General features: G+C 50.1%; 22 protein-coding genes. 11 read left to right on the top strand and 11 right to left on the bottom strand.

The window, feature by feature from the left end; genetic code table 11:
- Nucleotides 1-10: 10 nt before the first annotated feature.
- From E3J62_03700 to E3J62_03665, 8 genes are all read right to left on the bottom strand, one after another.
- Entirely contained in the window at nt 11-2,932 is a 2,922-nt protein-coding gene (locus tag E3J62_03700) for a hypothetical protein (protein TET46716.1), read from the bottom strand.
- 316 nt (nt 2,933-3,248) lie between these two features.
- Nucleotides 3,249-3,500, bottom strand: coding sequence for a hypothetical protein (locus tag E3J62_03695; GenBank protein ID TET46715.1), 252 nt, complete (start codon nt 3,498-3,500; stop codon nt 3,249-3,251).
- Between the two features lie 166 nt (nt 3,501-3,666).
- Complete coding sequence (locus tag E3J62_03690) at nt 3,667-4,125, bottom strand: response regulator (GenBank protein TET46714.1); 459 nt, start codon at nt 4,123-4,125, stop codon at nt 3,667-3,669.
- 154 nt (nt 4,126-4,279) lie between these two features.
- Nucleotides 4,280-5,914, bottom strand: a complete 1,635-nt coding sequence (locus E3J62_03685) for a hypothetical protein (protein ID TET46713.1) — start codon at nt 5,912-5,914, stop codon at nt 4,280-4,282.
- Nucleotides 5,915-6,310: 396 nt separating this feature from the next.
- A complete protein-coding gene (locus E3J62_03680) occupies nt 6,311-6,592 on the bottom strand; it encodes a T9SS type A sorting domain-containing protein (protein TET46712.1) in 282 nt (93 codons plus the stop codon).
- On the bottom strand, nt 6,592-7,011 hold the full coding sequence (locus tag E3J62_03675; GenBank protein ID TET46711.1) for a hypothetical protein: 420 nt from the start codon (nt 7,009-7,011) through the stop codon (nt 6,592-6,594). The genes E3J62_03680 and E3J62_03675 overlap by 1 nt, the downstream gene beginning before the upstream one ends.
- 88 nt (nt 7,012-7,099) lie before the next feature.
- The gene (locus tag E3J62_03670) at nt 7,100-7,477 is read right to left on the bottom strand and encodes a response regulator (GenBank protein TET46710.1); all 378 of its coding nucleotides are present in this window, start codon (nt 7,475-7,477) and stop codon (nt 7,100-7,102) included.
- A 233-nt stretch (nt 7,478-7,710) separates the two neighbouring features.
- Complete coding sequence (locus E3J62_03665; protein TET46709.1) at nt 7,711-8,694, bottom strand: sigma-54-dependent Fis family transcriptional regulator; 984 nt, start codon at nt 8,692-8,694, stop codon at nt 7,711-7,713.
- A 351-nt stretch (nt 8,695-9,045) separates the two neighbouring features.
- Between E3J62_03665 and E3J62_03660 the strand changes: the two genes are divergently transcribed.
- From E3J62_03660 to E3J62_03610, 11 genes are all read left to right on the top strand, one after another.
- On the top strand, nt 9,046-10,401 hold the full coding sequence (locus E3J62_03660; protein ID TET46708.1) for a sigma-54-dependent Fis family transcriptional regulator: 1,356 nt from the start codon (nt 9,046-9,048) through the stop codon (nt 10,399-10,401).
- A gap of 281 nt (nt 10,402-10,682) precedes the next feature.
- Nucleotides 10,683-11,105, top strand: coding sequence for a response regulator (locus E3J62_03655; protein ID TET46707.1), 423 nt, complete (start codon nt 10,683-10,685; stop codon nt 11,103-11,105).
- Between the two features lie 12 nt (nt 11,106-11,117).
- Entirely contained in the window at nt 11,118-12,863 is a 1,746-nt protein-coding gene (locus tag E3J62_03650) for a sensor histidine kinase (GenBank protein ID TET46706.1), read from the top strand.
- Nucleotides 12,864-12,880: 17 nt separating this feature from the next.
- Nucleotides 12,881-13,060 (top strand): hypothetical protein, encoded by a 180-nt coding sequence (locus tag E3J62_03645; GenBank protein TET46705.1) that lies wholly within the window; start codon nt 12,881-12,883, stop codon nt 13,058-13,060.
- Between the two features lie 34 nt (nt 13,061-13,094).
- Complete coding sequence (locus tag E3J62_03640) at nt 13,095-13,367, top strand: hypothetical protein (protein TET46704.1); 273 nt, start codon at nt 13,095-13,097, stop codon at nt 13,365-13,367.
- Complete coding sequence (locus E3J62_03635; protein TET46703.1) at nt 13,331-13,813, top strand: hypothetical protein; 483 nt, start codon at nt 13,331-13,333, stop codon at nt 13,811-13,813. Before E3J62_03640 ends, E3J62_03635 begins: the two co-directional genes overlap by 37 nt.
- 57 nt (nt 13,814-13,870) lie before the next feature.
- Nucleotides 13,871-14,071 carry a hypothetical protein gene (locus tag E3J62_03630; protein TET46702.1) on the top strand — a complete coding sequence of 67 codons (201 nt, stop codon included), beginning with the start codon at nt 13,871-13,873 and terminating at the stop codon, nt 14,069-14,071.
- Nucleotides 14,072-14,152: 81 nt separating this feature from the next.
- The gene (locus E3J62_03625) at nt 14,153-14,353 is read left to right on the top strand and encodes a hypothetical protein (GenBank protein TET46701.1); all 201 of its coding nucleotides are present in this window, start codon (nt 14,153-14,155) and stop codon (nt 14,351-14,353) included.
- Nucleotides 14,353-15,813: a sigma-54-dependent Fis family transcriptional regulator gene (locus E3J62_03620; protein ID TET46700.1), complete on the top strand. Its 1,461-nt coding sequence runs from the start codon at nt 14,353-14,355 to the stop codon at nt 15,811-15,813. Before E3J62_03625 ends, E3J62_03620 begins: the two co-directional genes overlap by 1 nt.
- 85 nt (nt 15,814-15,898) lie before the next feature.
- Nucleotides 15,899-21,028: a tetratricopeptide repeat protein gene (locus tag E3J62_03615; GenBank protein ID TET46699.1), complete on the top strand. Its 5,130-nt coding sequence runs from the start codon at nt 15,899-15,901 to the stop codon at nt 21,026-21,028.
- A 722-nt stretch (nt 21,029-21,750) separates the two neighbouring features.
- Nucleotides 21,751-22,011, top strand: a complete 261-nt coding sequence (locus E3J62_03610; protein ID TET46698.1) for a hypothetical protein — start codon at nt 21,751-21,753, stop codon at nt 22,009-22,011.
- Between the two features lie 4 nt (nt 22,012-22,015).
- On the opposite strand, the gene E3J62_03605 is transcribed toward E3J62_03610, so the two are convergent.
- The 3 genes from E3J62_03605 to E3J62_03595 are packed head-to-tail and all read right to left on the bottom strand — an operon-like array spanning nt 22,016 to nt 25,932.
- Nucleotides 22,016-23,704: a hypothetical protein gene (locus tag E3J62_03605; GenBank protein TET46697.1), complete on the bottom strand. Its 1,689-nt coding sequence runs from the start codon at nt 23,702-23,704 to the stop codon at nt 22,016-22,018.
- Nucleotides 23,705-24,655, bottom strand: coding sequence for an ROK family protein (locus E3J62_03600; protein TET46696.1), 951 nt, complete (start codon nt 24,653-24,655; stop codon nt 23,705-23,707).
- Nucleotides 24,652-25,932, bottom strand: coding sequence for a hypothetical protein (locus tag E3J62_03595; GenBank protein TET46695.1), 1,281 nt, complete (start codon nt 25,930-25,932; stop codon nt 24,652-24,654). Before E3J62_03595 ends, E3J62_03600 begins: the two co-directional genes overlap by 4 nt.
- Nucleotides 25,933-26,060: the final 128 nt, after the last annotated feature.

Genomic DNA, 26,060 nt, shown 5'->3' with positions numbered 1-26,060 from the left:
CTGTTCTCTATTACGGATTTGGTGGCGCATCATAGGGCTTCGAATAACTCCAGGTAAATGGGTTACCTCTTGTCTGATACCAGTAACCCTCGCCGGGCCTCAGAGTGATTGAAGTCTCACCCCAGGGGTCTGAATCCCACCATAGACTATCGTTCGGGCCTCCCGTATCGTCCACCAACCACGCATAGTCGTACTTAGTTGAATCAGGATCCCACCACCAAATCCTATCGGCATTCAGTTCAGTCGTAGCACCTGTCGCACCATCTTCAATCAGGTCTGAGTTCTTCAGGAGAACTGTATCCGGATAGGGGCTCCCAAACAACTGCATCCCTGAGACAATCGATATCACCCTGTCAGAAGTATCCGAGACCTCACCAACAAAAGTCATCTCCTGGGCTGCATTTCTCGATTGTATCCAGAAACCGCAGTCAGGACCCAGATCCATTGTTGATTCCTCAAAGTCCTGAGAACTCCACCACTTTCCATCGTAAGGCGCGCCAACTCCAGCAACCAGCCATGCAAAGACGTAGTCGTCTATGTCAGTATCGTACTTCCAGACCCTGTCTGCATACCCTTCATCCGCAGCTCCTGTCAACTGTCCGCCAAGCACACTCTGAATCGATGAGTTGTATGGAATAAATGGGTTGCTGACGAGCTGCATCCCGGAGACAATCGATCTCTTCATCTTGCCCGTGGTATTTCTGCTCAGTGCTCCTGTCTGGCACTCAACCCTGTAGAACCTGGCCACAACAGAATCAGGATGCGTACCCGTAGCAGAACCATCATCTGTCCAGCTCGTGGTGTCACCACTGGCAACCACATCTGCTACATCCGTGTAGGTTCCCTGGAGAGTATCGCAGTAAAAAACGTCATAGGTCCTTCCGCTGACACTCCGCCAATAGATGGCGATGTTTCCGTCCGAAGTACTCCTGTTGATATCTCCCATGGAGGTATATGTCCCCGTGCCAGCCAGTGCCACAGTGGGTTCTGGCGATATTTTGGCGTACCAGAAATCGGTCCTCGCCACACCTGAAACTCCCATACCATCTAGAGAACCTCTGAAAAAGGTGGTGTCGATTCCTCCGCCAATCATCAGTGCTGAAGTGTCCTTGTCTATGATCACACTTACCGAGTTTGATGTATCCAAAATCCCATCCACAAAAATCTTCATGTCAGAACCATCAAAGGTTCCTGCAACGTGGTAGAACTGGGCGGCGTTCCATAAACCCTGCGCAGACGCCAAGACCGCCTCATCAGGGTAGGTGTAGATTATTCCAGAATTGCCAGTGCCTAGATAGAGAAGGCCATTGTAATCGCCAAGACTGAATACATCTTTTTGAGGGGTGTTATAGGAAAGAGACCATGAGGAGCCGTCATACTCGTATATTAGCCCGGCCCCTATAGGAGATCCAAAGGTCCCGGTACCTGCATAGAGCTTGCCTGAATATACAAATATGGAGAGCACATCCTTTTGTGATGTAATATCTTCACTCGACCAGGAAGTCCCGTCAAACTTATACACCAACCCCTCATCCCCGCTCGTCGCGAAAAGGGTATCTGTGTATACGGCCATCGAATAAATGTTCTTTGACGGGCTGTCGTACTCAAGAGACCAAGTTCCATCGTACGAGTAGAAATATCCCTTGCCTTGTGCCGAAGGGTTCCCCGTACCAGCATACAGTTTGTTGTTGTATACTCGTAGAGAGAAAATGTCCCAATCGTTTGTAATATCCTGACTTGACCAGGAAGTCCCGTCAAACTTATAGACCAACCCCGAATTCCCGCTCCCTGCGAAAAGGGTATCTCTGTATACGGCCATCGAGCGGATATTTTTGCTTGGCGTATCATACTCCAGGACCCAGCTTATGCCATCGTAGACATAAATCTTCCCGCCTCCAATACCCTGCGCTTCACCTGTGCCAGCATAAAGCTTGCCTCCGTAAACGCAAAGGCACATCACATCCTTTTCATCAGTGATGTCCTCGCTAGACCACGTGGCTCCGTCAAAGGTATGGACTATGCCACTCTCTCCAGTACCAGCGAAAAGCTTCCCGTTGTAGAGGGCCAAGGAATAGATCTCACTCTGAGGAGAGTCGTACTCCACAGTCCAACCGGAAAGACTGAATACAAGTTCTCCTGTAACGTGGTCGAGCCTAAGGCCGTAAGGCCCTTTTTCTAGGAGCGACATGTCATAGTTTTCAGAATCGGGGCCGAAGGCATTATCGAGTTTGAACCAGGTCTCCAAGGTTATCTCGTCTTCTATGTCAAGGATGGCGTCGTCAGGAACGGAGATATATTCACTAGACCCGTCAAAGTGAAGGCCAAGAGAGTGCTTTCCCTCGACCCAGTTGGTGTTGTCCATGTTATTAACAGTCCCATCATTGTCATTCCCGGAAGTGTCTTCAAGGGTCGTACCGGAGCCTGATTCGAAAAAGTAGAGTGCAGCACTGTAACCATCTTTTGGTGGCACGAATATGCTGTCAATGTCAACATTTGGTGCTGAAGCTGAAGGGTGGTTGTAGTACATCCAGTAGTTGCTGTCAGCTGCTGAAGGCGCTATATCCTGCTGAACAGCGAACCAGACCAACGTGGTGTCGGAATTCATGTAAATGATTCGCCTGTCCAATTCCACGTTGGACGCGCCATTGTAGTAAATAATCCTCAGATCGTTTCCAGAGGCAAGCATGTCGCCAGCAGAAACGAGAGTTCCGGTGTCCAGACTCTCAGCCACAGGATACCCTGCGTAAAGCGTATTGCTGGATTGATTTTGAACAATAAGCTGAGCTCTCTCGTCATGGTCTGTGTCCCACCAGGCAACCTCGCCTGCACACCGGTTTGCGAAAAGCAAGACGCAACCTGCTGCAGCCAGGCTGGCCAGGAATTTCAATCTCCTACATTTCCAGTTGCTGAATACTATTGTACTTTTATTCATGCTTGTCTCCTCATGTTGTCTGCTTTTTATCAGTTTGCACAATTACGATTTCTTTCTCGATCTATTTAGTATCAATAAGTGTGCCATATGTGACCACAAAGAATACCTGAAAAAGCCCTCTGTAGCTTCTGTTCGCGCTCTGTAACATTTTGCCGCTCCGGATTGGGCCAGAGTTGAATGACACATGTAACAAAATGTTGTTAGCAATTGTCCCATCCTTGATGAACGAGATGCTCTGTCAATCGACAGAATCTACTTCTGCAGTACCGCATAGGGGTAAACGATAGCACCCTGTTAAACTGGCGGGAAAAGCGCTCTAGAAAGCGAAGCAGGCTGTGTGCCAAACAAGGGCATGTTGTTCAGGCTCGCTCCCATCTTCCGAGTATATGGCCATCCACTTCATCATGGAACTGGCACAGGATGCAACCCCGGAGTCAACTTCCTGAGAACCGAGAGACGTCCTTAGAGGCCTACCGTAAGCCACCAGCCCGCTGGCACATGCATCGCCATCATCAACCATGAAAAGAAACGGTGCATTCTTTGAAGCTTTGTTGTTTGTGTTTGCCATATCGTCACCTATGAACCTTTCCCAACGAAATGTTGAGCAAAAAGAGTGCCAGAGTCCATGCCTCTCCTAACTAGTTGAGACCCTTGATCACAGAGGGAAGCCTCTATCAGGAGATGGCTTGAAACTCTGGCGAAATGCGAAGCTTATCGCAAAAAACGAGGCCTGTCTACTCCCAGGCCTCGCCGTAGCAATCTACTGCTCGCTCTATTGCTTCTCTGAACTCATCATCGTCCAGAGGCTTGACCATGTAGTAAAAGATACCTTCTTTCCTTACGGTCTTCTCCAGTTCCAGGCGGTTCCTTTCGGTCACTGCTATGATTGCGGTGCCCGGAGAGATCCCCTTGATCACCTCGATCGCATCAACGGGATCTATCCCCTCCTGGTCCAGATCAACCACCACGGATGAGTAGTTCTTGGTCTGGACCATTTCTATGGCCTGCCAGGTTCGCGTACAGAAATCTGTCTCCTCGGTGTACTCAGAGGCAAGATCGAAAAACTTCCTGCGGTAGGCAGGGTCATGCTCAACAATCAACACAGCGCTCACGGCTTCCCTCCTTGTTTGACCTGCGCCAAACAAGGCGCTGCAATTTCCGTGCCTCTTTTGCAGGACACAAGTAATGGACATGTAACATACGTGTCATAAAGAACTTACAAAACTCGAAAAGCGGCCCAACGTGTTGCGGTCGCTGTCATGATTGGGGGGCACCCGTAACGAAAAGATTACGCGCGAGCATGTACCCGCGCGTTTGGCCAACAGCCGATATGATCTTTCTTTAGTCCTAATCTACCTTTACGACCTTCATGATGGAAATAACCTCGTCGGTCCTCAGCCGGCAGAAGTAAAGAGCGGAGGGAACAGGCTTGCCTCCCTCATCGAGCCCGTCCCACGGGACCATGTGGGCTCCAGAATCGAAATGCCCCTGCGCAAGGGTCCTGACCAGCCTCCCGGAAACGTCGTAAACCTGAAGACTCACGCTGCTCGAGACCGCCTCATCTCTCAACTGGAAGGAAATCTGAGCAGAGCTGATGAAGGGGTTGGGACTGCATCCGTAGAGGCCTGTCTGGTCTGCCGACCTCCCCCAGTGTTCTTTCCTTGGCATCGCACTGACCACATTTTCATAGTAGGACAAGTCATTGCCGTAGGTGACACTTACCAATTTGTAGAAATATTCAGTCCCATTATTCAAGCCCCTATCTATGTACTCATAATCAATGGGCAAAGATGAATTTCCAGCCCCGGGGATCATCTCCTGATTCACTCTGGAAAAGACACCATCTTCGGACAAAGCCCTGTAAATATGAAAGCCTCTATTATCGATCTCGGTCTGGGTTGTCCATTCAAGAGTGACCATCCTGTCGCCTGCGAAAGCCTCGAATCTCGATATCTCCACTGGAAGGCCCGCGTCACCAGAGCAGAATGGAAAGTTCCCATCAATGCAGTCGGGTGCACTTATTCCAAAGTATGTGTCATTCTGAATGCAGGCAGCGGCACAGTGGCTCCGGACTGCGCTCGCTTCAATATCAAAAGCTATGTAGTAATCTACAGAGGTGGTGGTCAACGTTTCCGGGTCGAAGAAAGTGACTGTGGCTGTTCCCCCATCTGGAGGGCCCGGCCCCCACTCCGCCTCACCTATGAGCAGATCATCACTGGGATCGAAGCCAGCTCCAGAAACCTCCCTATATATCTTGACTGAATCTATGTCCTCGTCATCATTGGTGCATCCAGCGCTGGGCCCATTGTCCACCTTAATCGAATTCCAAATAGCAGTTTCCGTACCTATTACTGCTGCTATCTTAGCCATACCAACTTTCCTATCACCTGGTTCTGCATTACCCGCAATCGAGGTCCCGGTGAAGGTCGCTGAGTCTGGAAACTCGGTATCCGTTTTCCAAGTGCTATTTGCATTACAGATTATCGTTGCGGCCTCCTGAGTGTTGTCAACCTCCCAGAGAGAAGGGCTGTGCTGAGCGCTCGTTCCGTAGTAGGTAGCCCACGCACGCGTTGTATCATTCAGCGCTATTACGTAAAAAGTGTCTAGGTCGCCTTCACCGCCCCAGGTAAAGTTTGTGGAAAATCCACCAGAAGAACATGGTGGAGTGTTGCAGAAAACGCCCTGGCCTATGAAAATACTGTCTGCTATGCTGTCTCCGTCCAACTGCCTATCACAGTCAAACTCTTCAATGCCGTCCATATCCTGGTCCCAGACCAGGTAAACAAGGTCGTACACTGTGTGTCCGCACGAGCTGAAATCAAACCACACACCCTTGAGATTACGGTCATTCTCATCCTGCAGGTATTTGCTTGAGCCGCATACCCCAGCCCAGTTGACGCTCACACCTGAAGATGTTCCATAGGTGAGCACTAGTATGCACCAGAAGACTACTAAGAAAGTGTATACCTCTTTTTTTGGCAACGCGTACCTCCAGAAGTCGCAATATGATACCTTTCCTGATGTGCACTGTCAAGTCAAAAGAGTCGTCCATTCACCATGTCATGTACTTGGGCCATCTTCACTTCTCAAGCAAGAGTAAGTGAAAACAGCGACTGATGAGATTCAACGGGCGCGGAAACGGCGCCCACACACTTTGGGAAGAAGTACAAAGTACAAGAAGCGAAGTACGAAGTATCGCCTTTGCGCGGCCTTGTACTTTGGAATTCCTACCTCGTACTTTTCGTTTGTGCTCTGTAATTTGGAGTTAATTTCGTCGATTAGGGTGAGCCTAAAACCAAAAGCGGATTGGCCATTCCCTAAGGCGGGAAAATGAACATAGACCGAGGCCGGTCCCGACCAATCCGCTCAAGACTGTCTTTATCTTAGCAGAAGAACCTTTCTTGTTCCGCTCCTTTCTCCAATCTTCAATCTGCACAAATAGATCGCTGACGGAGCGCCTTTTGCTTCCGTTGTCTTTCCGTCCCAGACCACCTGATACACGCCGGGGAACATATCTTCCCGTATGAGTCTCCTGATCAACCGACCCGACACGTCAAAAATGTCGATAGATGTTTTCACTTTCTCTTTTGAAGATGATCTACCCGGAACTGAGAACCGCATTGAAGTCACGTTTACAAACGGGTTCGGGAAGTTCTGCATCAGGTCAAATCCATAAATTCTTGCCTGCGCCCGCACAACTTCCCCACATTCTTGCCCTTGACCCAGACCGAATCGACCAAAGCATCACACCCACCAACGTATATGAGCCAGTCACCCCTATCTGATTCGTCTAGAGGGTCGTTGTCCAACTCTATTGCATGGTCATCACTGCTGCCAGAGAAGGAATCCTCGCAGTCTATCTCTATGTAGAGCCAATCTGAGTCGAGACCGGCCCTAACAATGTTTATGTCGGTTCTGAATGCACTGCTTCTTTCGTAAGCGTCTTCACCATAGGAGTCGCGGCCAAAATCAGGAAGAACATTGCCCAGTTTCCAGTAGGGCTCTGATTCCTGTGCAGCAGCAGCAGTAACGAAAAAGAAAAAGCCAATCAGATAGATTGATTTGGACGACTCCGACATCGCCAACCTCTAGCTTTACAGATACTTTAGTAGCACTAACAGCCAATGTCAAACGGCATATGTTGGCCTTTTGCTCTGCAAGATAGTATCAAACTGCGAAGGAATCCGAATATTGAAGAGCCCTATTGACGGCTTCAGCGTATTCTCTTTCCTCAACCGGCTTCACAAGGTAATAGAAAATTCCTTGTTCCCTGACGTGTTTCTCCATTTCCAGCCGATTCTCATCCGTGATCGCAATAACTGACACCCCGGGAGAGACTGCCTTCAAGACGCCAATCACGTCGGCAGGATCAAGACTCTCCTGATCTATGTCGACAACCAGAGCTTGGTAGTGGTGTTCCCGCAGCTTAAGAATCGCTTCTCCGAGTCCTTGACACAAATCGGGTTCTATCCCCTGGGCAGAAGTCAGGTCTCTTAGCATCTTCCCAAAAAGGACGTCCTGTTCAACTATCAGTACTCTTGCCATTGCCTTTCTCTCAACGCACTGACCAGGGTCGCACAATGACTCGGGTTAAAACTCAAATAACAATGGGCAAAGATGCCACAGTATGTCGCAGACCCCGGTTCAGACTGCATGTTTTCCGTGTCACTACTAAGACTGAGCAAAAAACATGCCAACGATCAGAAGGTGGGAGTGCTGCACTAACCTTTTGTAGGACGGTAACTTATGAATTGAAGCAAAGGAGAGGTAGGAAGGCACTATGTGGTTTTTTGCCCCTGCGGAGAGCCAGTTGGGTTAATCTGCCCCATTCTCACCTTTCTGTAGAGAGTCTTCCTGTCGATTCCCAGAATCCGGGCCGCCCTCGTCCTATTCCCACCGGTTTCCTTCAGGACCCTGGCTATGTAGCGCCTCTCTATTTCCTCGAGCGGAACAAGTGCGTCGGCGGATGGTGCTTTGCTGATCTCTCTTAACCTTTCGGGCAGATCAAGAATATCTATCACATCTCCCTCGGAGAGTACGTAAGACCTTTCTATCACATGCTCCAGCTCCCTCACATTACCAGGCCAGTGAAAGGTGCAACAAGCATCCACAGCCGCACCTGTGATGCGCACTCTCCTTCCGCCCGCCGCCCTTTCCAGCCTCTTGAGAAAGAACTCAACCAACACGGGTATGTCATCCCTTCTGTCCCGTAGAGGTGGTATTTCTATTACGACAGTGCTTAGTCGATAATAAAGATCTTTCCTGAAAACACGATTGTCGATTGCTACTGCCAGGTCCATCGCGGATGCGGAAAGCAACCTCACATCAACCTTCACATCTCTGGTCCCTCCCACCCTTCGGAACGACTTGCTTTCAAGAGCCCTGAGGAGTTTCGCTTGAACCTTTTGAGGCATGTCCCCAATCTCATCCAGAAAAATAGTTCCCTTATCTGCGACTTCGAACAGCCCATGTTTTCTGGATACTGCACCTGTGTACGCACCCCTTTCGTGCCCGAAGAGTTCACTCTCAAGGAGAGTTTCGGACAGCACCGCGCAGTTTATGGCGATGAAAGGAGCGACCGCTCTGAGGCTCCTCTCATGTATGGCCCTAGCCACAAGTTCCTTGCCGCTTCCGGTCTCCCCCAGCACCAGTACTGGCGAGTTAGTGGAGGCAACCTTCTCAATCAGGTTAAAGACGGCCCGCATCTTGCCGTCTTTACTGATCAGCCCGGAAAACTCAAATGGGTGGGCTGCACCTTCCATAATGTCGGCTCCAGTCCTGCACTGAAGATTACGAACGCTGCGTGCACACCCCGGTCCCTGCCCTACCCACCGATAACTATAGGGAAATACCACGGTGTTGTCAAGACCAAATTCACGTGCAGTATGCAGTATACGACGGAAGGCCGTTTTGGCCCCAACCGAGACAATTGTGACCTGTGTCCCAAAAAGTGACCCAAGAACCAAGATTTCCCTTGACACACACCCGCCTTTCCGCTATAAGTCATTCTACCCTTGACTGGCCGGAGGGAAAGCCAAACTGGGCCAATTCTTCTGAAATGAGCCTGCCGGCGCAATCTTAAAGGGCGGGCCAGTCTGTCCGAAAGGGTCTAAATGGGGAGCGCAAGGGTACTTATAGTCGACGATGAAGAGGATGTGAGAGACGCTCTGAGGGACGGATTGACCCCATATGGACACAAGGTGGAAACTGCGGCCGATGGCCCTGAAGCACTCGAGAAGATCCGAAATTCCCAGTACGACATTGCCATAATTGACCTGAAGATGCCGAAGATGGACGGGATTGAGCTACTGAGATCAATAAGAAGCATAGATGACAGTATCGAGGCTGTGATGCTAACCGCCTTTGCAACTGTGAGCTCTGCAGTTTCAGCCCTGAAGCTGGGAGCCTTTGACTATCTGACCAAGCCAACACGCATGGAGGAAATAAATCACGTGATCACCAACATAATGGAAAAAAGGAGCTTGAAGGAGGAGAATACATTCCTCAAGAAACGTCTCGATGAACAGAAGGAGTTCGGCGTCCTGGTGAGCATATCCCCAAAGATGCGTGAAATAAACGAAATAATCCACAGAATATCCGCAAACGACAGTCCTATTTTTATTGAAGGTGAGAGTGGAACAGGCAAGGAACTGGTGGCCAGAGCAATTCACTTCAACAGCAAGAGAGCGCAAAAGGCGTTCATACCGGTCAACTGCGGTGCAATCCCCCACCACCTTCTGGAGAGTGAACTGTTTGGTCACAAGAAAGGATCTTTCACCGGAGCAATAAGCGATAACGTCGGCCTCTTCAGGGCTGCCGACAGTGGAACCTTGTTCTTGGACGAAATTGGTGAGATGCCCGGTTTCCTCCAGGTGAAGCTTCTACGCGTATTGCAGGACCAAGAGATCAGGCCAGTAGGAAGTACCCAGACTATTCCCACAGATGTGAGGCTGATCGCCGCGACCAACGCCGACGTTGACGAAGCGCTGGCACAAAAGGCCCTGAGAAATGACCTCTACTACAGACTGAGTGTTGTACACATAAAGATACCTCCCCTGCGCGAAAGAAAAGGCGACATACCCATACTGGTGCACCATTTCATCAAGATTTTTAACGAAAAATACAACAGAAGGGTCAAGTCTGTAGCTCCCGCCTGCATGGAAACATTCGCATACTACGATTGGCCGGGCAATGTCCGAGAACTGGAAAATGTCGTGGAAAGAGCCTTCGCCCTCAACTGTGACGAGGTCCTGATGCCACAAAACCTTCCATCAAAGCTTCTGCAACGCAGATCCAACACGAGGCTCTCCAAGCCTGGTGCCATGCCTACTATTGGAGAGATGGAGAGGCAGCTCATAGAACAGGCCCTGAGTGAGTGCGGAGGAAACAAGGGCAGGGCTGCTGACATGCTCGGCGTGGGCAGAAAGACCATTTACAGAAAGATAAAAAAGTACGGCATCTCAGCATAGCCCGACGAATGCCCCGTAGTACTTCCCCATAGTACCAGACTGACACAAGCAAGGCACCTTTGACCCGTCTTCCGAACGTCCCCATCCTTGGGTATCTCCCTGAAATGAAGGTTGACTCCGTGTCAAGGTGACACACAGAGCTGCAACCACCCCCCCCGAGACGCTCTGTGTGTGCTCCGTAAGTCCAAATCTATCATAACTTTAGCAAACCGCATCAGAGATCCGTCCTCTGGCACAATTGTTGCATGATACGTTTCGTGCCACCCTAGTCAGGGTGGTAAATGGTTGACGCGATGGATAAGACTATAGGAATCACAGATGCCGACTCAAAGTGGCTCACCAAATTGAGAAGGGCATTTGAAAGACTGGGGTTCTCAGTCATTACTGCTGAGAATGGTTCAGACCTTCTCGTCGCATTCAGAAACAGCGCTCTGTCAATACTTATTGCTGATACGCAACTGAAAGACATGAGGGGGTTAGAGCTTATCTCCACGATAAGGGAACTCGATTCTACATTCCCCATCGTTGTCACAACTTCGGACTATTCAGATGACCTGGAGATTGCATGTAGAAAGTTGGGTATAGTCTTCTATGCGCGAAAACCGCTAAACTTCGAAATCATCAGGTGGATAGTTGCAAGACACCTGTGTTCGCCACAAGCCAAGAGGGAAATAGTGGCCGCAAGAAACGCAGAGAGGAATTAGGGAGTGGGGCACGTGGCCGCATCAGAAAGTAAGACGGGACATCTGAAGACCACATTTCGCATTCCTCACGTAATCGTCGAACATCTGACCAGTGGTAGCGTACCTCCTCTGGATGCTGCCCTTCTCTTTTTTGACAAGGACAACCTCGGTGTACCCAGTCTCATGGCAGAGTCCTACCGTCCCCCCTTCCTGGAACACAAGAAGGAACTTGCCAAGTTGGAACCAGGTCGGATAAGGACAACTCTCAAGCTTTCTGCAGAACCCAGCCAGGCCGTTTCACTGACGGCAGGTGAGCTGAACTGCCTGCTTCCTAAGGGTTCAAAGGTACCAGAGTCCTGCAATGTAGTCTTGTTCCCAGTTGGCAAAACGAACATGCAGAAAGGGATGGTGCTCGGGATCAAGGAAGGCTTTCTCGGAAGCGACGAAAGATCCAAGCTTCAGGAGTTCATTTCAGTGTTTGGCGAAGCGTTCATTGCAAAACTCGACTACGATAGAATGCAGCAGAAGTCCGAAGAGGCAGAAAGCCTCATATCCGTAACAAACGCTATCAACTCTACCATGGATCCTCAGCAGATGTTTGAGCTCGTTATTAAGAAAGCGGTCGAATTGATACCAGACGTTGATGGAGCCGCAATCGTGACTTTTGACGCAGCCGGCAAGAGCATCACGCTTAGAGCGGGATATGGTTACTATAAGAAATTGATTGAGGAACAAACGAAAGACTTTGACATATCTGAACGGGTCATTGAATGTGGATCGCCATTCTTGATCTCTCCCAGTGTCGAGGAGACAGAATCCGCAGTTTCCCATTCTGGAATCAAATCTGCCATATGTGTGCCAATCAGCAGGAACAACAGAAAAATTGGGGCCATACTTCTAGAAAGCAACAAGAAGGAGGATTCTTTCAGCGAGGATAACTTGCCACTACTCAGGGCCTTCGCTGACGGAGTAGGACTGGCTATTTCCAAGGCTCAGTCCCATCACATGTTGAAACAAAAGTACTCAAGGCTGGAGGAAAACACACTGACCATGGCTGTGGCCTACCCACAGTTGCTCCAGTCTGAGAAGCTTGCCACGGTGGGCGAGTTGGCTGGGTCCATTGCACACGAAATAAACAATCCCCTGATGACCATAATGGCCAGAACAGACATTCTATTGAGCAAGATAGACCCCCGCGATCCGATATACAACTCCATCGATGTTATTGACAAACAGGTGGAAAGAATATCAAAGCTAGTACAGGGGATACTCGAGTTTGCTCGCATGTCCAGATCAGAGTTCAAGCCTCAAAGCATAACCCAAATTATAGGGGAGTCCATCCTGTTGACAGAAAACCACCTCAAGAACCACAACGTAGTACTTGAAAGGTCGCTGAAGAACGATCTACCGCGTGTACTTGCAGACAAAAACAGACTACAGCAGGTTTTTCTGAATCTGATAACAAACGCCGCACAGGCCATGAGCGAGGGGGGAACCCTGACAGTCTCCACTGGATCGAGTGTGGACAGGTTGGGCGATGAACGAGTTCTGGTATCTTTCAAAGACACAGGGTGCGGAATAAAGATGGAAGAGCTGGGCAAGATATTCGACTCGTTCTACACCACCAAAGAAACGGGAACTGGTCTGGGCCTGGCAATATCAAAAAGGATCGTAGACGAGCACGGAGGAAGCATCTCGGTAGAGAGTGCGGCAGGAGTAGGCACAACTGTGACGGTCATGCTACCCCCGATGCAGGACGAGTCCAAACAAGAGATCTAGTATTAGGAGATTCTCCGATGTCCAAACCGGTGGTTACAATACATGAACTGGAAACCACTAAGTGGACCCTTGATCGACTGAAAGAGGCAACTCCCGATGAAATAGAATCTACTCGCCGCTACATCGTACAAAAAAGTTCTGCTTCCAATCAAAAACTGTACATCACCTTCTTTTGCAGGCTGCTTGAAGATCTTTAGAGCGTCAAGGAAGAAATCAAAGCAGGAGGTTGAGATGGCAAAAGCAACTACAACCAAGATTCCCGGGGCTCTGCTGGATGAGCTGACGGCAGCGAGCACAGACGATCCCAAGTGGCTGGCTGAGAATTATTCTGCGCTTGCGCGACGCTATCCCGACCAGTTTGTTGCAGTATTCAACAAGAAGGTGGTCGGTTCACACCGGGATATTTCAGAGCTGATGAGACTGGTGGACAGAAGGCTTCCAAGAGTTTCTAAACTTGTCTCTACAGAATATTTGACGAGTACGAAGGCAACGGTGATACTTTGAAAATAATAGGTTACTTCAACTCAGACGGTTCTCCTTTTCTAGACATTATCGTCCTCAGAAGAAACGGTGGACACCCCCGGAGAATTGCATTCTTGATAGATACGGGAACGCCAAGAACGGTCATCAGTGAGCGAGACGTGGCCAAGCTGGGCATAGACTTCGCCCAAATGGAGAAGATGAATGCGGATATGTTGGGAATAGGCGGGTTTACACAGATATACAAACTGAACGACCTGACCTTCTCCTTCATAACTGAGGGCGGTGAGCACCAGCAGGATATTGATGAGGTGCTGGTCAACAAGCATGATCAGTTGCCGGAGAAGTATAAGAAGCAAATACCGAGTCTTCTGGGCAGAGATGTTATGGGTGCCTATGCCTTAGTTCTGGACGGTCGCAAAGACCTTGTCCTCTTGAGCGACGAATGGTCAATGGGGGATGCTCAGTGAAATCAAAGAAAGAATTATAAATAAGTGGGAAACCATGAAAGGAAGGAGGTGCTGAGAATGACGAGACCGAGGCCGGTCCTGACCACATACGAGCTGGAACAAATGGCCAACATCTACGACAGGCTATCCAAAGCCAGCCATAAGGAAATCACCGATACGGAGAGCTATCTCAAAGATTGTTGGCCTGGCAGTAACCCGGATTGGGTGGTTTCTTTCTTCGGCAGGCTCGTGGAACATGCCTCCAAGGTCAATCCTTAGGAGAGTCAAAGGTTGGCGGGGTAATCCCCAGAAATCCCGCGATTGTCTAATTGGTGTTAAAAGACCATAGGGAGGTGACGTATGAATCTGAAATATCCAGTCCTCACTACGTATGAGCTGGAGCAGATCGCCAACGTAGTGTCCAGAATTGCACAGGCCTCCCCAAAGGATCTCGACTACACCGAGAGTTACATAAAAGACAATTGGGGGGGGAAGAACTGCGCATGGCTTGTTTCATTCTTCGCAAAGCTCGTTGAGCACGCCCCGTCGCTCACAAGCTGATGCGGCCAAGGGGTTTCGCAGGGTTCCCCAGAAAAACCCCGCGTCTGGTTCCTAACCTTCTGAGGCGGCCCGGGGGGGTAGTAATGCAAAAGGCTAGCGTTCTGATAGTGGACGATGAGCCGGGCATAAGAGATGCTCTGGAAGACATTCTGAAAGACAGATATCACATTTCAAAGGCGGAAGATGGGAGAGCAGCCATCAAATCCCTCGAGCGCGTTAAGTATGATGTTGTTCTGTTAGACCTGAAAATGCCCTACATCACTGGACTGGATGTACTAAAAGAAATAAGAAGAAACAGGTTTGATCCTTCGGTCATAATGCTGACAGGATATGCCACTGTCGAAACTGCCGTAGAGGCGATGAAACTGGGTGCCTACGACTTTCTCAGAAAGCCCATAGGTATGGAAAGCGTCAAGCTGGTCGTGGAGAGGGCAATTGAAAGAAAGAGTCTGGTGGATGAGAACAGGTATCTGCACAAACAGCTCGAGGACACGTTCTCCTTCAGCCGCATCATTGGGAAAAGCAGGAAGATGCGTGATCTTTACGCACTCTTACGGAAGATTGCTCCAACCAAGACCACAGTTCTCATACAAGGCGAAAGTGGAACAGGAAAGGAAGTAGTTGCGAAGACGATACACTACTCCAGTCCGAGAAAGAATAAGAGATTCATTGCAATAAACTGTGGTGGGGTGCCGGAGACTCTCCTGGAAAGTGAACTATTCGGGCATACCAAGGGTGCATTCACGGGTGCTGATAGAACGAAGCAGGGCCTTTTCGAAGCAGCTGAGGGGGGAACAATATTCCTGGACGAAATAAACACAGCCCCCCTTTCCACTCAGGTAAAACTTCTTCGCGTCATTGAAGAAAGTGCTTTCATACCTGTTGGTGGCATAAAGGAAATCACAGTTGATGTCAGAATAATGGCATCCTCTAACATTGATCTGAACAAAGAGCTATCTAATGGAACCTTCAGGAAGGACCTCTTCTACAGACTTAATGTGGTAAGAATCTTTCTCCCTGCCCTGAGAGAGAGAAGAGAAGACATACCACTCCTGGCGGATCACTTCCTGCAGAAATTCTGCAGAGAGCAGAAGAAGACGGTAAGAGGTTTTACTCCCGAAGTAGTCGAATGGTTCTTGAGGCATGATTGGCCGGGAAATGTAAGAGAGCTTGAAAATGCCATCGAGCATGCGGTGACATTGTGCTCTGACGACATCATACAGGTGGGCGACCTCCCCACATCCATCACATCACCGACTCCTGAGGCAGGACTCTCAGCCATCAAGTTCCCCTTCAAAAAAGCTAAGGAAACCTTTGAGAAAGAGTACATAGTAGATATTCTCAAAGCGAACGGTGGGAACGTTGCCAAGTCAGCGCGCATGGCTCAGATTGCAAGACAGAATTTGCACGAGAAGATAAAAAGGTACGGGATAAACGCAAAGGAGTATGCAAGCGCGTAGAACGACACCGTTGCCTCTGATGAACCGTTCGAGATCGCCTGAAGCCAATCGGTGAGCGAAAAATCCTGGCAGGTGAGGGTGTGAAGTGGTTTTAGAGGGTAGGTACCGAGTCCTTCACAGACTCGGCTCAGGAGCTGTCGGAGAGGTATATCGGGTTCTTGACCTCTCCGAAAGGAAGGAGTTGGCCCTGAAGCTGGCTTCCCCCCATCTGACCAAGGAGGAGAAGCTCGCCTTTCAAAGGGAGTTCCATACTCTTTCAAACCTATCCCATCCAAACATTGTAAGAGTCCATGACTATGGAGTCACTTCTGAAGGTCGCCAGTACTTCACCATGGAACTCGTTGATGGTGAGAATTTTGACAGTGGTTTCAAAGATGACGTGGGGCTCATCGTTTCTGCGACCTGCGAGGTTCTGAGAGCCCTCCATTTCTTGCACTCCAAAGGGCTGGTCCACTGCGACCTCAAGCCACAGAACATACTTGTCTGCAAGAACTCTGAATCACCCGGTATAAAACTACTTGACTTTGGTCTTGCCGGGGCCGCGGACATCCTCAGCTCCAATGGTGTGAGCGGAACATTCGCCTACATGGCTCCAGAAATGGCCCGATGGGGTAAAGCTGACAGGAGAGCGGACATCTATTCTCTGGGAGTAGTCGTCTACGAAGAACTGACGGGAAAGACCGCGTTCAAAGGAGAGGATCCTATTACTATAATCAGATCCCATATGGAGACGAAACTTGAGCCTGTTTCCAAAACGAGGGAAGGAATCCCCATAGAGCTTGAACGTGTCATATCAAAGATGGTCGAGAAAGAACCAAGACGGCGCTACCAGAGTGCGGCAGAGGCCATACGTGACTTGAGCAAACTCCTCCCCGACCTATCCTGTGAGACTCTTCCTATCTCCCTTGGCAGACAACTTCTGACCAGCGCGCTGGTTGGAAGAGACGCGCACATTTCCAGACTCGTGTCCATGCTGGAAAAGGCAAGAAAACAACATCCATCATGTTGCTTGATTGTGGGCGAAAGAGGAAGCGGGAAGTCCAGACTTGTGCAGGAACTGAAGAGCCAGGCCCAGCTCAAGGGCGCGCTAACGTTCACAGGAAGATGTTCCAAAGCGTCAACTGCCCCCCTCCTCCCCATAAAGTCGATAGCAGACCAGGCGACGATGAGGGGCTACCAGTTGGACACAGAAATAGAAGAGACTGAGCTCACAACCGAATTGGATGAGAAGACAGATTCAAGCATGATTCTTGCCAGGATTTTCGATTCCATAGCTCTAGTATCCAGAAAGGAGAACCGCCCGATCGTCCTGGTAATAGAAGACATCAACTTTGCTGATGAGATGACGCTCAGGGTTGTGCCATTTATAGCCAGAAGCCTGAAGGATGAGAGCGTATTGTTGATCGTGACTTCTGAACCCGAACAGCCTGAAAATCCATCTGAACATCATCTTTCCCGGGAAGCACCGTTCGTAACCACAGAACTGGGGCCCTTAGACAAGGTTCAGACGACTGAAATGGTTGGACAGATGCTGGGAACCGAGCGTCCGCCCCATCAGCTTTCGGACTGGGTCTACGAGCACGCGGGAGGGAACCCGCTCCTGATAGAAGAGAGCCTAAGTGGAGCGGTCTCCGGGAAAGCGGTCACAAATGAGGACGGACAGTGGCTTGTTGACACTGATAGGCTCCAAAAGGTCAAGGCTACTCAATCTGTGACTGGTATAGTTGACAGCTGGCTCATCAGGCTGGACGAGAAAGAGCTTGAGCTATTGAGAAAAGCTTCGATTCTCGGAGACACGTTTGATGTGGACCTGCTTCAAAAGCTCGCCGAAGTCAGACCGGAAGAGCTCTTCATACTTTTGAATACTCTCGAAAACGAAAACATTCTTGTGCCTTCACCAGAGAACTCAACCAAGCTAATATTCTCGCACAAGTGGGTGAGGGACATCATATACAGCGCTATAGAAAAAGAAAGAAGGGCCGGCCTACACGAACGGGCAGTTAGAATTCTTGAATCAGATTATCCGGATAAAGAAGAGGTGACAGATACACTTGCGTACCATGCTTCGAGCGCAAATCTTGTGGATGAGAGCGTGAAATACTGTACTCTGGCTGCAAAAAAAGCGCTTAAGGTCCAGGCTTTGAAAACCGCCCTCCATTACTACCAGTGGGCTCTTGACATCCTCCCACAGGGGTCAAATCATCAAAGACCAGTGATTCTTGAGGCTGTGGGAGACCTGTACAGAACACTGGGACAGTACGATGAGGCTCTCAATGCATATAACCAGATTATCTCCTTCAGGTCCGCCTCACCCAGAATCAGTTTGAAAATCGGCCAGGCTCACATCAGAAAGGGGAACAAAGAGGAGGCCCTGGCTATCTTCAAATCTGCTATCAAGGCAATCCCTGAAGACAAAAACACTGACAGGGTCACTGTTCTCAGCGAACTGGCGCTCACCTACTTAGCATTTGACGAATATGACAAGGCAGAAGAATCAGCGCACCAAGCCCTTCGCGTTGCCGAGGAGATTGAAGACAAGCGTGGGCTCTCCCGTGTTTACCACGTACTTGGTCTCATCAAGTCGAGCAGAGAGAATTTTGAGAAGGCAATAGAATGTAACCTGAAAAGCCTGCGCATGAAAGAGGAACTGAATGATGCTAAAGGGATGGCAAGTTCTCACAATAATCTGGGAATACTCTACTGGAACAAACGGATGTACGATAAGGCCATCGAAAGTTATGCACAAAGCCTCACAATAATGGAAAAGGTGGGTGATATTGCTGGCGTTGCTCGCGCACACAACAACATTGGCCTTGTGGAGATGCAGAAAGGTTCCTGGGATGACGCTGCGGCCCATCTCAGGGAGTCCCTTAATGTTTTTGAGAGACTGAATGACAGGAGCGTGCTTGGCCAGCTGTACATGAACATGGGCGCTGTGGCCGACCGCCAGGGGAGATGGCAAGAAGCATTATCGTTCGTTGAGAAGGGTAGTTCGATGTTCGAGCAGGTGGGACAGCAGTCCAACCTCGCCACATGCCTCAGGGATGCAGGCACTCTCCATCTGAGGCTGGGGAATATGGAAGAGGCTGAGAGCAGGTTGAAGAGGGCTCTGACGTTGACCGAAAGGCTTGGCGATCCTCTTGCACAGGCCTCCGTACTCCTCGACCTCGGTTACTTCCACAGGGAGGCTTTCCATTGGAAGAAGGCCCTGAACTGCCTGAAAAGGAGTCTTGAAATCAGTGAGGCCAGAGGTGCCACCGAGAGGCTGTCTATCATAAAGAGTCTCCTTGCAGAGGTCTACACAGCCAAGGGGGATCTGGAGAATGCTAGGAAATCCGGGGAGGAGGCACTTCAGTTGTCTGTTGAAGTGGACGACCCGGCACAGATTGCAAACACACATCTTGCCCTTGCTCAGTTAGCAGTAGCAGAAGGGGATGAGCTGGTAGCTGATGACCAATTCAACAGAGCGATACAGGGCTTGTCAGGCTTAGGCAAAAGATATGACCTCGGCAGAGCACTCCTTGAAGCGGGAAAATGGAAGATATCCCTCTGGAGAAAAAGCAGAAAGAACGATGAGTTCAGCGCCGCATGTTCCTATCTTAAAGACGCAGAGGGTATATTCAGGGATCTGAATGCAAAAAGAGATCTGGAACATGTGCATGAGGCGAGCGTGGATCTTGTGGAAAAGCTCTCCTCTGAGTCCCTGGCACCCTCAACTCGGGAAGACCAGTTGAAAACCATATACGAGGTAAGTGAGATAATAAACTCAATATTGAATCTCGATGAACTCCTCAACCGAGTGATAGACCTGGTCATCCACCTGCTCGAGGCTGAGAGGGGAGTCCTCATGCTGGTAGATGAGACAACTGGAGAGCTAAAGGTTGCTGCTGGACGAGAGATAGACAGCACGACCATAGAGGATGCCTCGCAGATTTCTACCTCAGTGTTGAACAGAGTCGCGAATAGAAGAAAACCCGTAATGAGTGGCAATGCCCTGGTTGACTCCAGATTCAGCAGATCCAAATCGGTCCTCAACCACAGAATCAAGTCCTTGCTCTGCGTCCCCCTTATGATAAGAGATAGAGTGACTGGTACGATTTACGTAGATAGCCGGATCTCCCCTCACCTGTTTGGGAAAGAGGACGAACTGTTCCTGGAATCCCTGGCAAACCTCATAGCCGTGGCCATCGAAAACTCAAAGCACCACCGAGAGCTGCACGCTGAACGGGACTACTTGAGATTGGAAGTGAAGAGGAAGTACCACTTCAGAAACCTGATTGGCGCCACGGAACAGATGAAGAATCTGTACGACTTGATTGAGAGAGTGGCCAAGTCAGAGTCGAATATTCTCATACTCGGTGAAACAGGCACCGGAAAGGAACTGGTCGCCAGGGCAATACACTACTCCAGTGAAAGAGCGAATAAGAATTTCGTCACTGTTGTGGTAAGCGCCTTGCCGGAACCGCTCCTCGAATCAGAACTCTTCGGTCACAAGAAAGGCAGCTTCACAGGCGCGGTGAGTGACGAAAAGGGCCTCTTTGAAAACGCTGACGGGGGAACAATCTTCCTTGATGAGATTGGCGATGCTCCACTGGCCGTGCAGTCAAAGTTACTTAGAGTGATAGAAGAAGGAGAAACGAGGCGGGTGGGAGATACTGAACAAAGAAAGGTTGACGTGCGAGTCATCTGTGCAACAAATAGAAGGCTCCCAGAAGAAGTGAACAAGGGTAGATTCAGAGAAGATCTCTTCTACAGGCTCAACGTAATATCCATCTCCATTCCCCCGCTGAGAGAACGAAAGAAGGACATTCCTCTGCTTACAGAGCACTTTCTTAAGGTCTACCGAGACAGAACAGGCAAGAGGCTTGAGGGAATTAGCAAGGAGGCGATGAGCTGTCTTTTGGACTACGACTGGCCCGGCAATGTCCGCGAACTCGAGAACTGCATCGAACGTGCAGTGGTGATGACAAAATCTGATAGGATAGACACAGAAGACCTCTACCCCCTCTTTGGCAGGGAAACGACCGGTCTCCAGCTAAAGGAACTGAAGCACGACACGGAAAAGAAGAGGATACTCGAAGCACTTGTCAGAACCCGAGGCAATGTTACAAGAGCAGCGAAGGAACTGGGAATCCACAGGCAGCAGCTTCAAAGGCTGATGAAAAAGCATTCAGTCGCCAGAGAAGAGTTCAGAAGAGCTTCCCCTCTGGCCTAGAGTAGGCAAGCTGCTTCCCAGGACGCAACAGACGGTTGCACTATGCCTTCCCGCAGTGTGGTTTTTAGCCACATCTCACCGAGAAAAAACAATAACTCCCAGCGAAAAAAAGACTTGACAAAGGTGTCACAAAACCATTACAATTCCGACGAAGGGTAAAGAAGACGGGTTGGGGATCACTTCTACATAACACTGAATTTCGGTTGAGAGGAGGTGTTGAAAGTGAGACCTCTTAGAAAGAAGGGCAGCATTATCGCAATGCTTGTTCTTGCTGCGGTTTTGGTGTTCGGGGTTTCGTTGACTATCGCAGGTCCGCCAACCCCGGTTGGTAGTGGGCCTGTCACACCTATGCCCCTTCCAGATCCGGGCGACTAACGAGGCTCTGGCGAAGGGTAACAGACCTGAAAGAAGCTGAGACAGGGAAACACCTGGGGGCGAAAGGGGTGTTTGCGCAACTATTTGTTGCGTTTTGCAACTTCCCCAATCTCATTAACTTACAAGAAAAACTGTCGTTTCCGCCATCCTGTGGCCCCATTTTTTGGCCCGGACCTCCCGGGAAAATGCTCGTTCTCATCTGGGTTAGGTCTTTCTGGTACTGAAACTTACGCTCTTCCCGAAAGTTGCTCGCAGGGTTGGCATATTTCTTGCTGTATACTGTGTGTTGCGGAAGGCAGGGTGTATTGAAAACGGTGTTAGATGGCCCCTCAGGGAGGCGTTTTGAAATGAAAGCTGCCGTAGGATCTGGTAGTACTAATCTCTTGCTTGTCGACAGGCGTTCGAACGCCCTTTATGTTTACGGCGTGTATGACGACAACAAGGATGTTCCCCACGAGTTTTCGGGATTAGCCCTTCTCGCACTCTCCAGAGAATCCAGCTCCAAGCTGCCGACTATATTCTCTGCTGTGACCAGAAGGAACTTCTACCGTCGAAGAAGAAGATTGAACAGGAAAGAGAATAGAGAGAATTCGACAACACGCAAATAACGGCCTAGAATTGTCCTGTCAATCTCAGATGTATCTTTCCGTCTAACGGTTTGTCTTCCTTCGCCAGCCCATAGTCCAGGCCAATACCTGCTAGACCCTTCTTCAGGGTCAACCCTATACCATAACCCAGAACGCTGCCTGTGCCTTTGCTCTCGTAGTATCCAATGTCGAGAAAAGGATAGAGGTACGAGTCTCCCCCCAACTGAAACCTGTACTCCATGTTGGCCCATGCCACTCTGGAGCCGGCAAATTGCTCCTCCCTGTATCCTCTTACTGAGCTCGCACCACCCAGGAAAAAATAGTCGTGAAAAGGAACTTCTGGTTCACTCGAATACGCTTCTCTGCCGTGAACTGCTGCATAAAACGACTGCTCACCGAAAGAGGGAACATGGTGAATGAAGTCAAAAGTGAGCCTGCCTGTGTTGGCTCTCGGCTCGGGCTCTCTGACAAGTTGGGTAGGGCTGTTCATGCGCAAGGCGTATTGTGCATGGATTGTGTAGAAGATGCCTCTTCTAGGAAGTCTCGGACTGTCCCTTGTGTCGACCCATATGCCAGTCCTTACACCATAGCTTTTGCTGCTGGGAACCGGAAAAGAGCCTGGAAGTACACGATCAAGAGACAACCCCAGACTGAACCCAAGAACGGTCCCGGATCTTGTCTCGCCAACAACAGACAGCGAACTTTTTGTGAAGCTCGTGTCTCTGATCTGGTGGCTAAATGATACCTCAAACCCCACATCGTAGTTGAACACAAAAGGCTCCCGGTAGGCCAGATCAAGCCACGAGGTGAGTGGGTTCGTTCTCTGCCACCGGGCTTTCAGGCCCCTCCCACGACCGGTCAGGTTTTCCAGACTGATGGTGAGGAGTCCCGTGAGGCCGCCTTCTTCGCCGGGCTCATATCCAAGAATGCCATAGACGATGTTCATCGCACCTTCTTCAACCTCAACGATTGCCCACACCATCTCCTCAGAACTCGCAGGTTCCAGCCTGAAGTCGCCAACTCTGACCAGAAAGGTAAGCCTTTCCAGTCTTCGCTTTGCGTTCTCCAGCTCTAAGGCTGAAAAGACCTGACCCTTTCTGATGCCTGACTCTCTCGCTAGATACTGCGGCTTTGAAATAGTGCAACCCTTGACTTTCACACCGGCGAGTCTCACCTTTGGTCCTTCCATTATTCGGAGAATCAGGCCTATCTTGTGGTCTACTGTGTCATACGAGAAACCTTGCGGTACAACCTGGACAAAGGCGAACCCGTTGTCCTCATACAACCTCAGAATGTGCTCCATGTCTTTCAGGAACATCTCCTGGACAAAGATCCCTCCCGCTCTTGTATCCATCTGGGACAGAATCATATTGTCCGAAATGGACTCATTGCCCTCCATCCCAATGTGGCCCACAGTGTACCTTTGTCCTTCTTCCACTCTGACCAGGAGACGTGCTAGCTCATCTGGCTCTTCAACCACTTCTGCCTTCGCAAAGAGGTAGCCCAAATCCCTGTACAGGGCCAGCACCCTTTCCAGGGCAGCAAAAACAGACTCCGGTTCGCCAAAGCATCTTGCCTCAAGGTGAAAAGCTTGCACGAGCTTTTCCTCTGACAGGTGGCGGTTGCCAGTAAATTCCACATTTGGGACGGGCGGATCTGGAAAGGCAGCCTGGCCGAGAAAGGAAAGCAAAACAAGGACAGTCAGTCCAGACATCTACTTTGAGGCTCCAGAAGCCCTTGAGTAAGCGGAAATCCCCAGGATACCTGCATCGTCGCCCAGTTGTGAACCTACTATCTCCAAAGTGCGCAGGCGACGGCCGATGAGGTTAGAGGAGACGGCTTTTCGGATGGGCTCAATAATGAGTGGACCAGCTTTTGAGATTCCACCTCCCACGATCACCATTTCTACATCAAGCAGTGCAACTGCATTGCAAACGGCAATGCCCACATAGAAGCCTGCCTTTTCCAGGACCTTCCTTGAAAGTGAGTCTCCCTTTGCCGCCGCAGAACTGATACGGGATACGGTCATTTCGTCATTTCCCTGTGTCAAAATCGTCTCCTGGCCGGATGCAATGGCACGTTCAACCTCTGCCTCAATGCTTTTTGCACCAACAAGTGATTCCAGACAACCTCTGGCGCCGCACCTGCACTGAGGCCCATTCGGCTCCACTATTGTATGGCCCAATTCAGCCGCAAACCCATTCGCGCCTGTGTAGAGGCTTCCATCAAGCACCAGTCCACTGCCAACTCCTGTTCCCAGCGTGAGACAGAGTAGATTGTTCACTCCCTTCCCGGCACCGAACTCCCACTCCCCATACGCAACCATGTTGGCGTCGTTCTCCACATGGACCCTTGTGTCCAATCTCTCCTCAAGCTCCTCCTTCAGGCGAACCTTCTTCCATCCGGGAAGATTTGGTGGGTCAAATATGATTCCTGTTGAGCCATCTACCGGACCAGGGCACGCAATACCAACATCCACCCTGTCATTTTGCCCCAAATTCTGTACCAATTTGATAATCCGTGAAAAGACTTTTTCTTTCCCCTGTGACGCATAGGTCCTGGAGTGAGCGCGTTTCAGGATCCGACCTTCTTTGTCGACCAGGCCCGCCCTTATGTTGGTGGCGCCAAAGTCCACCCCCACAAACGCTTCGGCCCGTTCTCTCACCTTCCACTCCCCTTGTGTCCTGCGGCAGGCGAAAAAGTCCCATCCTGTCCCCCTCGAACCTGCTCGAACAAGTTTCGGACCAACCTTTCGTACGCGTCCGACATCTCCACAGACCTTCGACTCATTACTACCCTCGCCGTTGAGATTGCCTTATCAAGCCTGTACTCCTCAAGGCCGTTTGGTCCCTGCCAGGAAAAGGGAGGAATATATCTGGGAGAGACACTCCCCCCAAGCAAACTGCAAAATGGGCCTACAATTGCACCGGTGTTCAAAAGACAGCCGATGCCAGTCTTCGAATGGTCGGCAACGAAACAGCCAAGTTTCAGCATCTGCGTGTCCACAGCCGAATCCTCAGGGCCAACCCGGATAGACTGATAGTTGTTCTTGAGGTCACTGTTGTTTGTGCCCGCTCCCAGATTCACCCATTCCCCTATCCACGAATGGCCCATATAGCCAAGGTGCTGTTTGTTCGACCATCCCTGAAACACAGTGCATTCCACCTCACCTGAGACTTGGCAGCTGGGACCCATGGATGTTCCTGCTCTCACCTGGGCCGATTGCACCCTGGAACCATTTCCTATGTAGCACGGACCCTGGACCACAGAGTGTGAGGATATGGTGACCTCATCACCTATGACCACAGGGCCTCCCCTCAGATCCAGCACACAAAAAGCCTCAACCTTTGAGCCGGGACCAATGGAGAGAAGAGAAGCATCACCATAGACTACTGCCAGGGTGTCAACATCCCCATCGACTCCTCCCCCACCGAAGGTCTGGAAATCCTCACCCAGCAGCTCTGGGTTATATCGAATCAGATCCCAGGGGTGCTCAAGAACCATCACCTCAACATCATCCACCGACATCTGCTCGGTCAATTCAGCTATTGCTCTCTGGGCGACTACTCCGGACTCTGGGTCAAGCGCGATCTCCCCATCTGTCCGAAAACCGACAATGGCACCTCGGCTCCTAAACACCTTCTGGCCCTGGCTCTTGAGAATCGCCCCTGGCAAGTTCAGACAGCGGCCATTTAAGAAAAGACCGCCATTCTCGGGCGGCTCGTTCACCACACATTCTGGAAAATAGAACTTCAAGAACTCTTCAAGCTGCCTTCTGGCAATCAGGTTGACGCGGGCATCTGGTAATATTCTAGATACCCTGTGGACCAAATTCCCAAATCCACAGAGAATTCCAAACGTAGGCCTGAGGTATGTTATGGGATACAGTTTCCTGTACGCTTCGTCCTCGTATATGATCACTTCCTCATTTTTGGCTGCCATCTTTCTCCTTTTCGCTGGTCAGTCTGAGTGTCTGACTCTTCTTGTTGAGTCCTTCGATTCATGAATTCGTTTACTCAGGACGAGTGCTGAGTGAGCAACCCCGGGCAATGTCCCTTGAATAGAACGTC

Source organism: candidate division TA06 bacterium (genome assembly GCA_004376575.1).
Classification (GTDB): domain Bacteria; phylum Hydrothermota; class DG-26; order E44-bin18; family E44-bin18; genus E44-bin18.
Note: the sequence above shows the minus strand (reverse complement) of the source record. Positions and strands in the feature narration are given on the sequence as shown.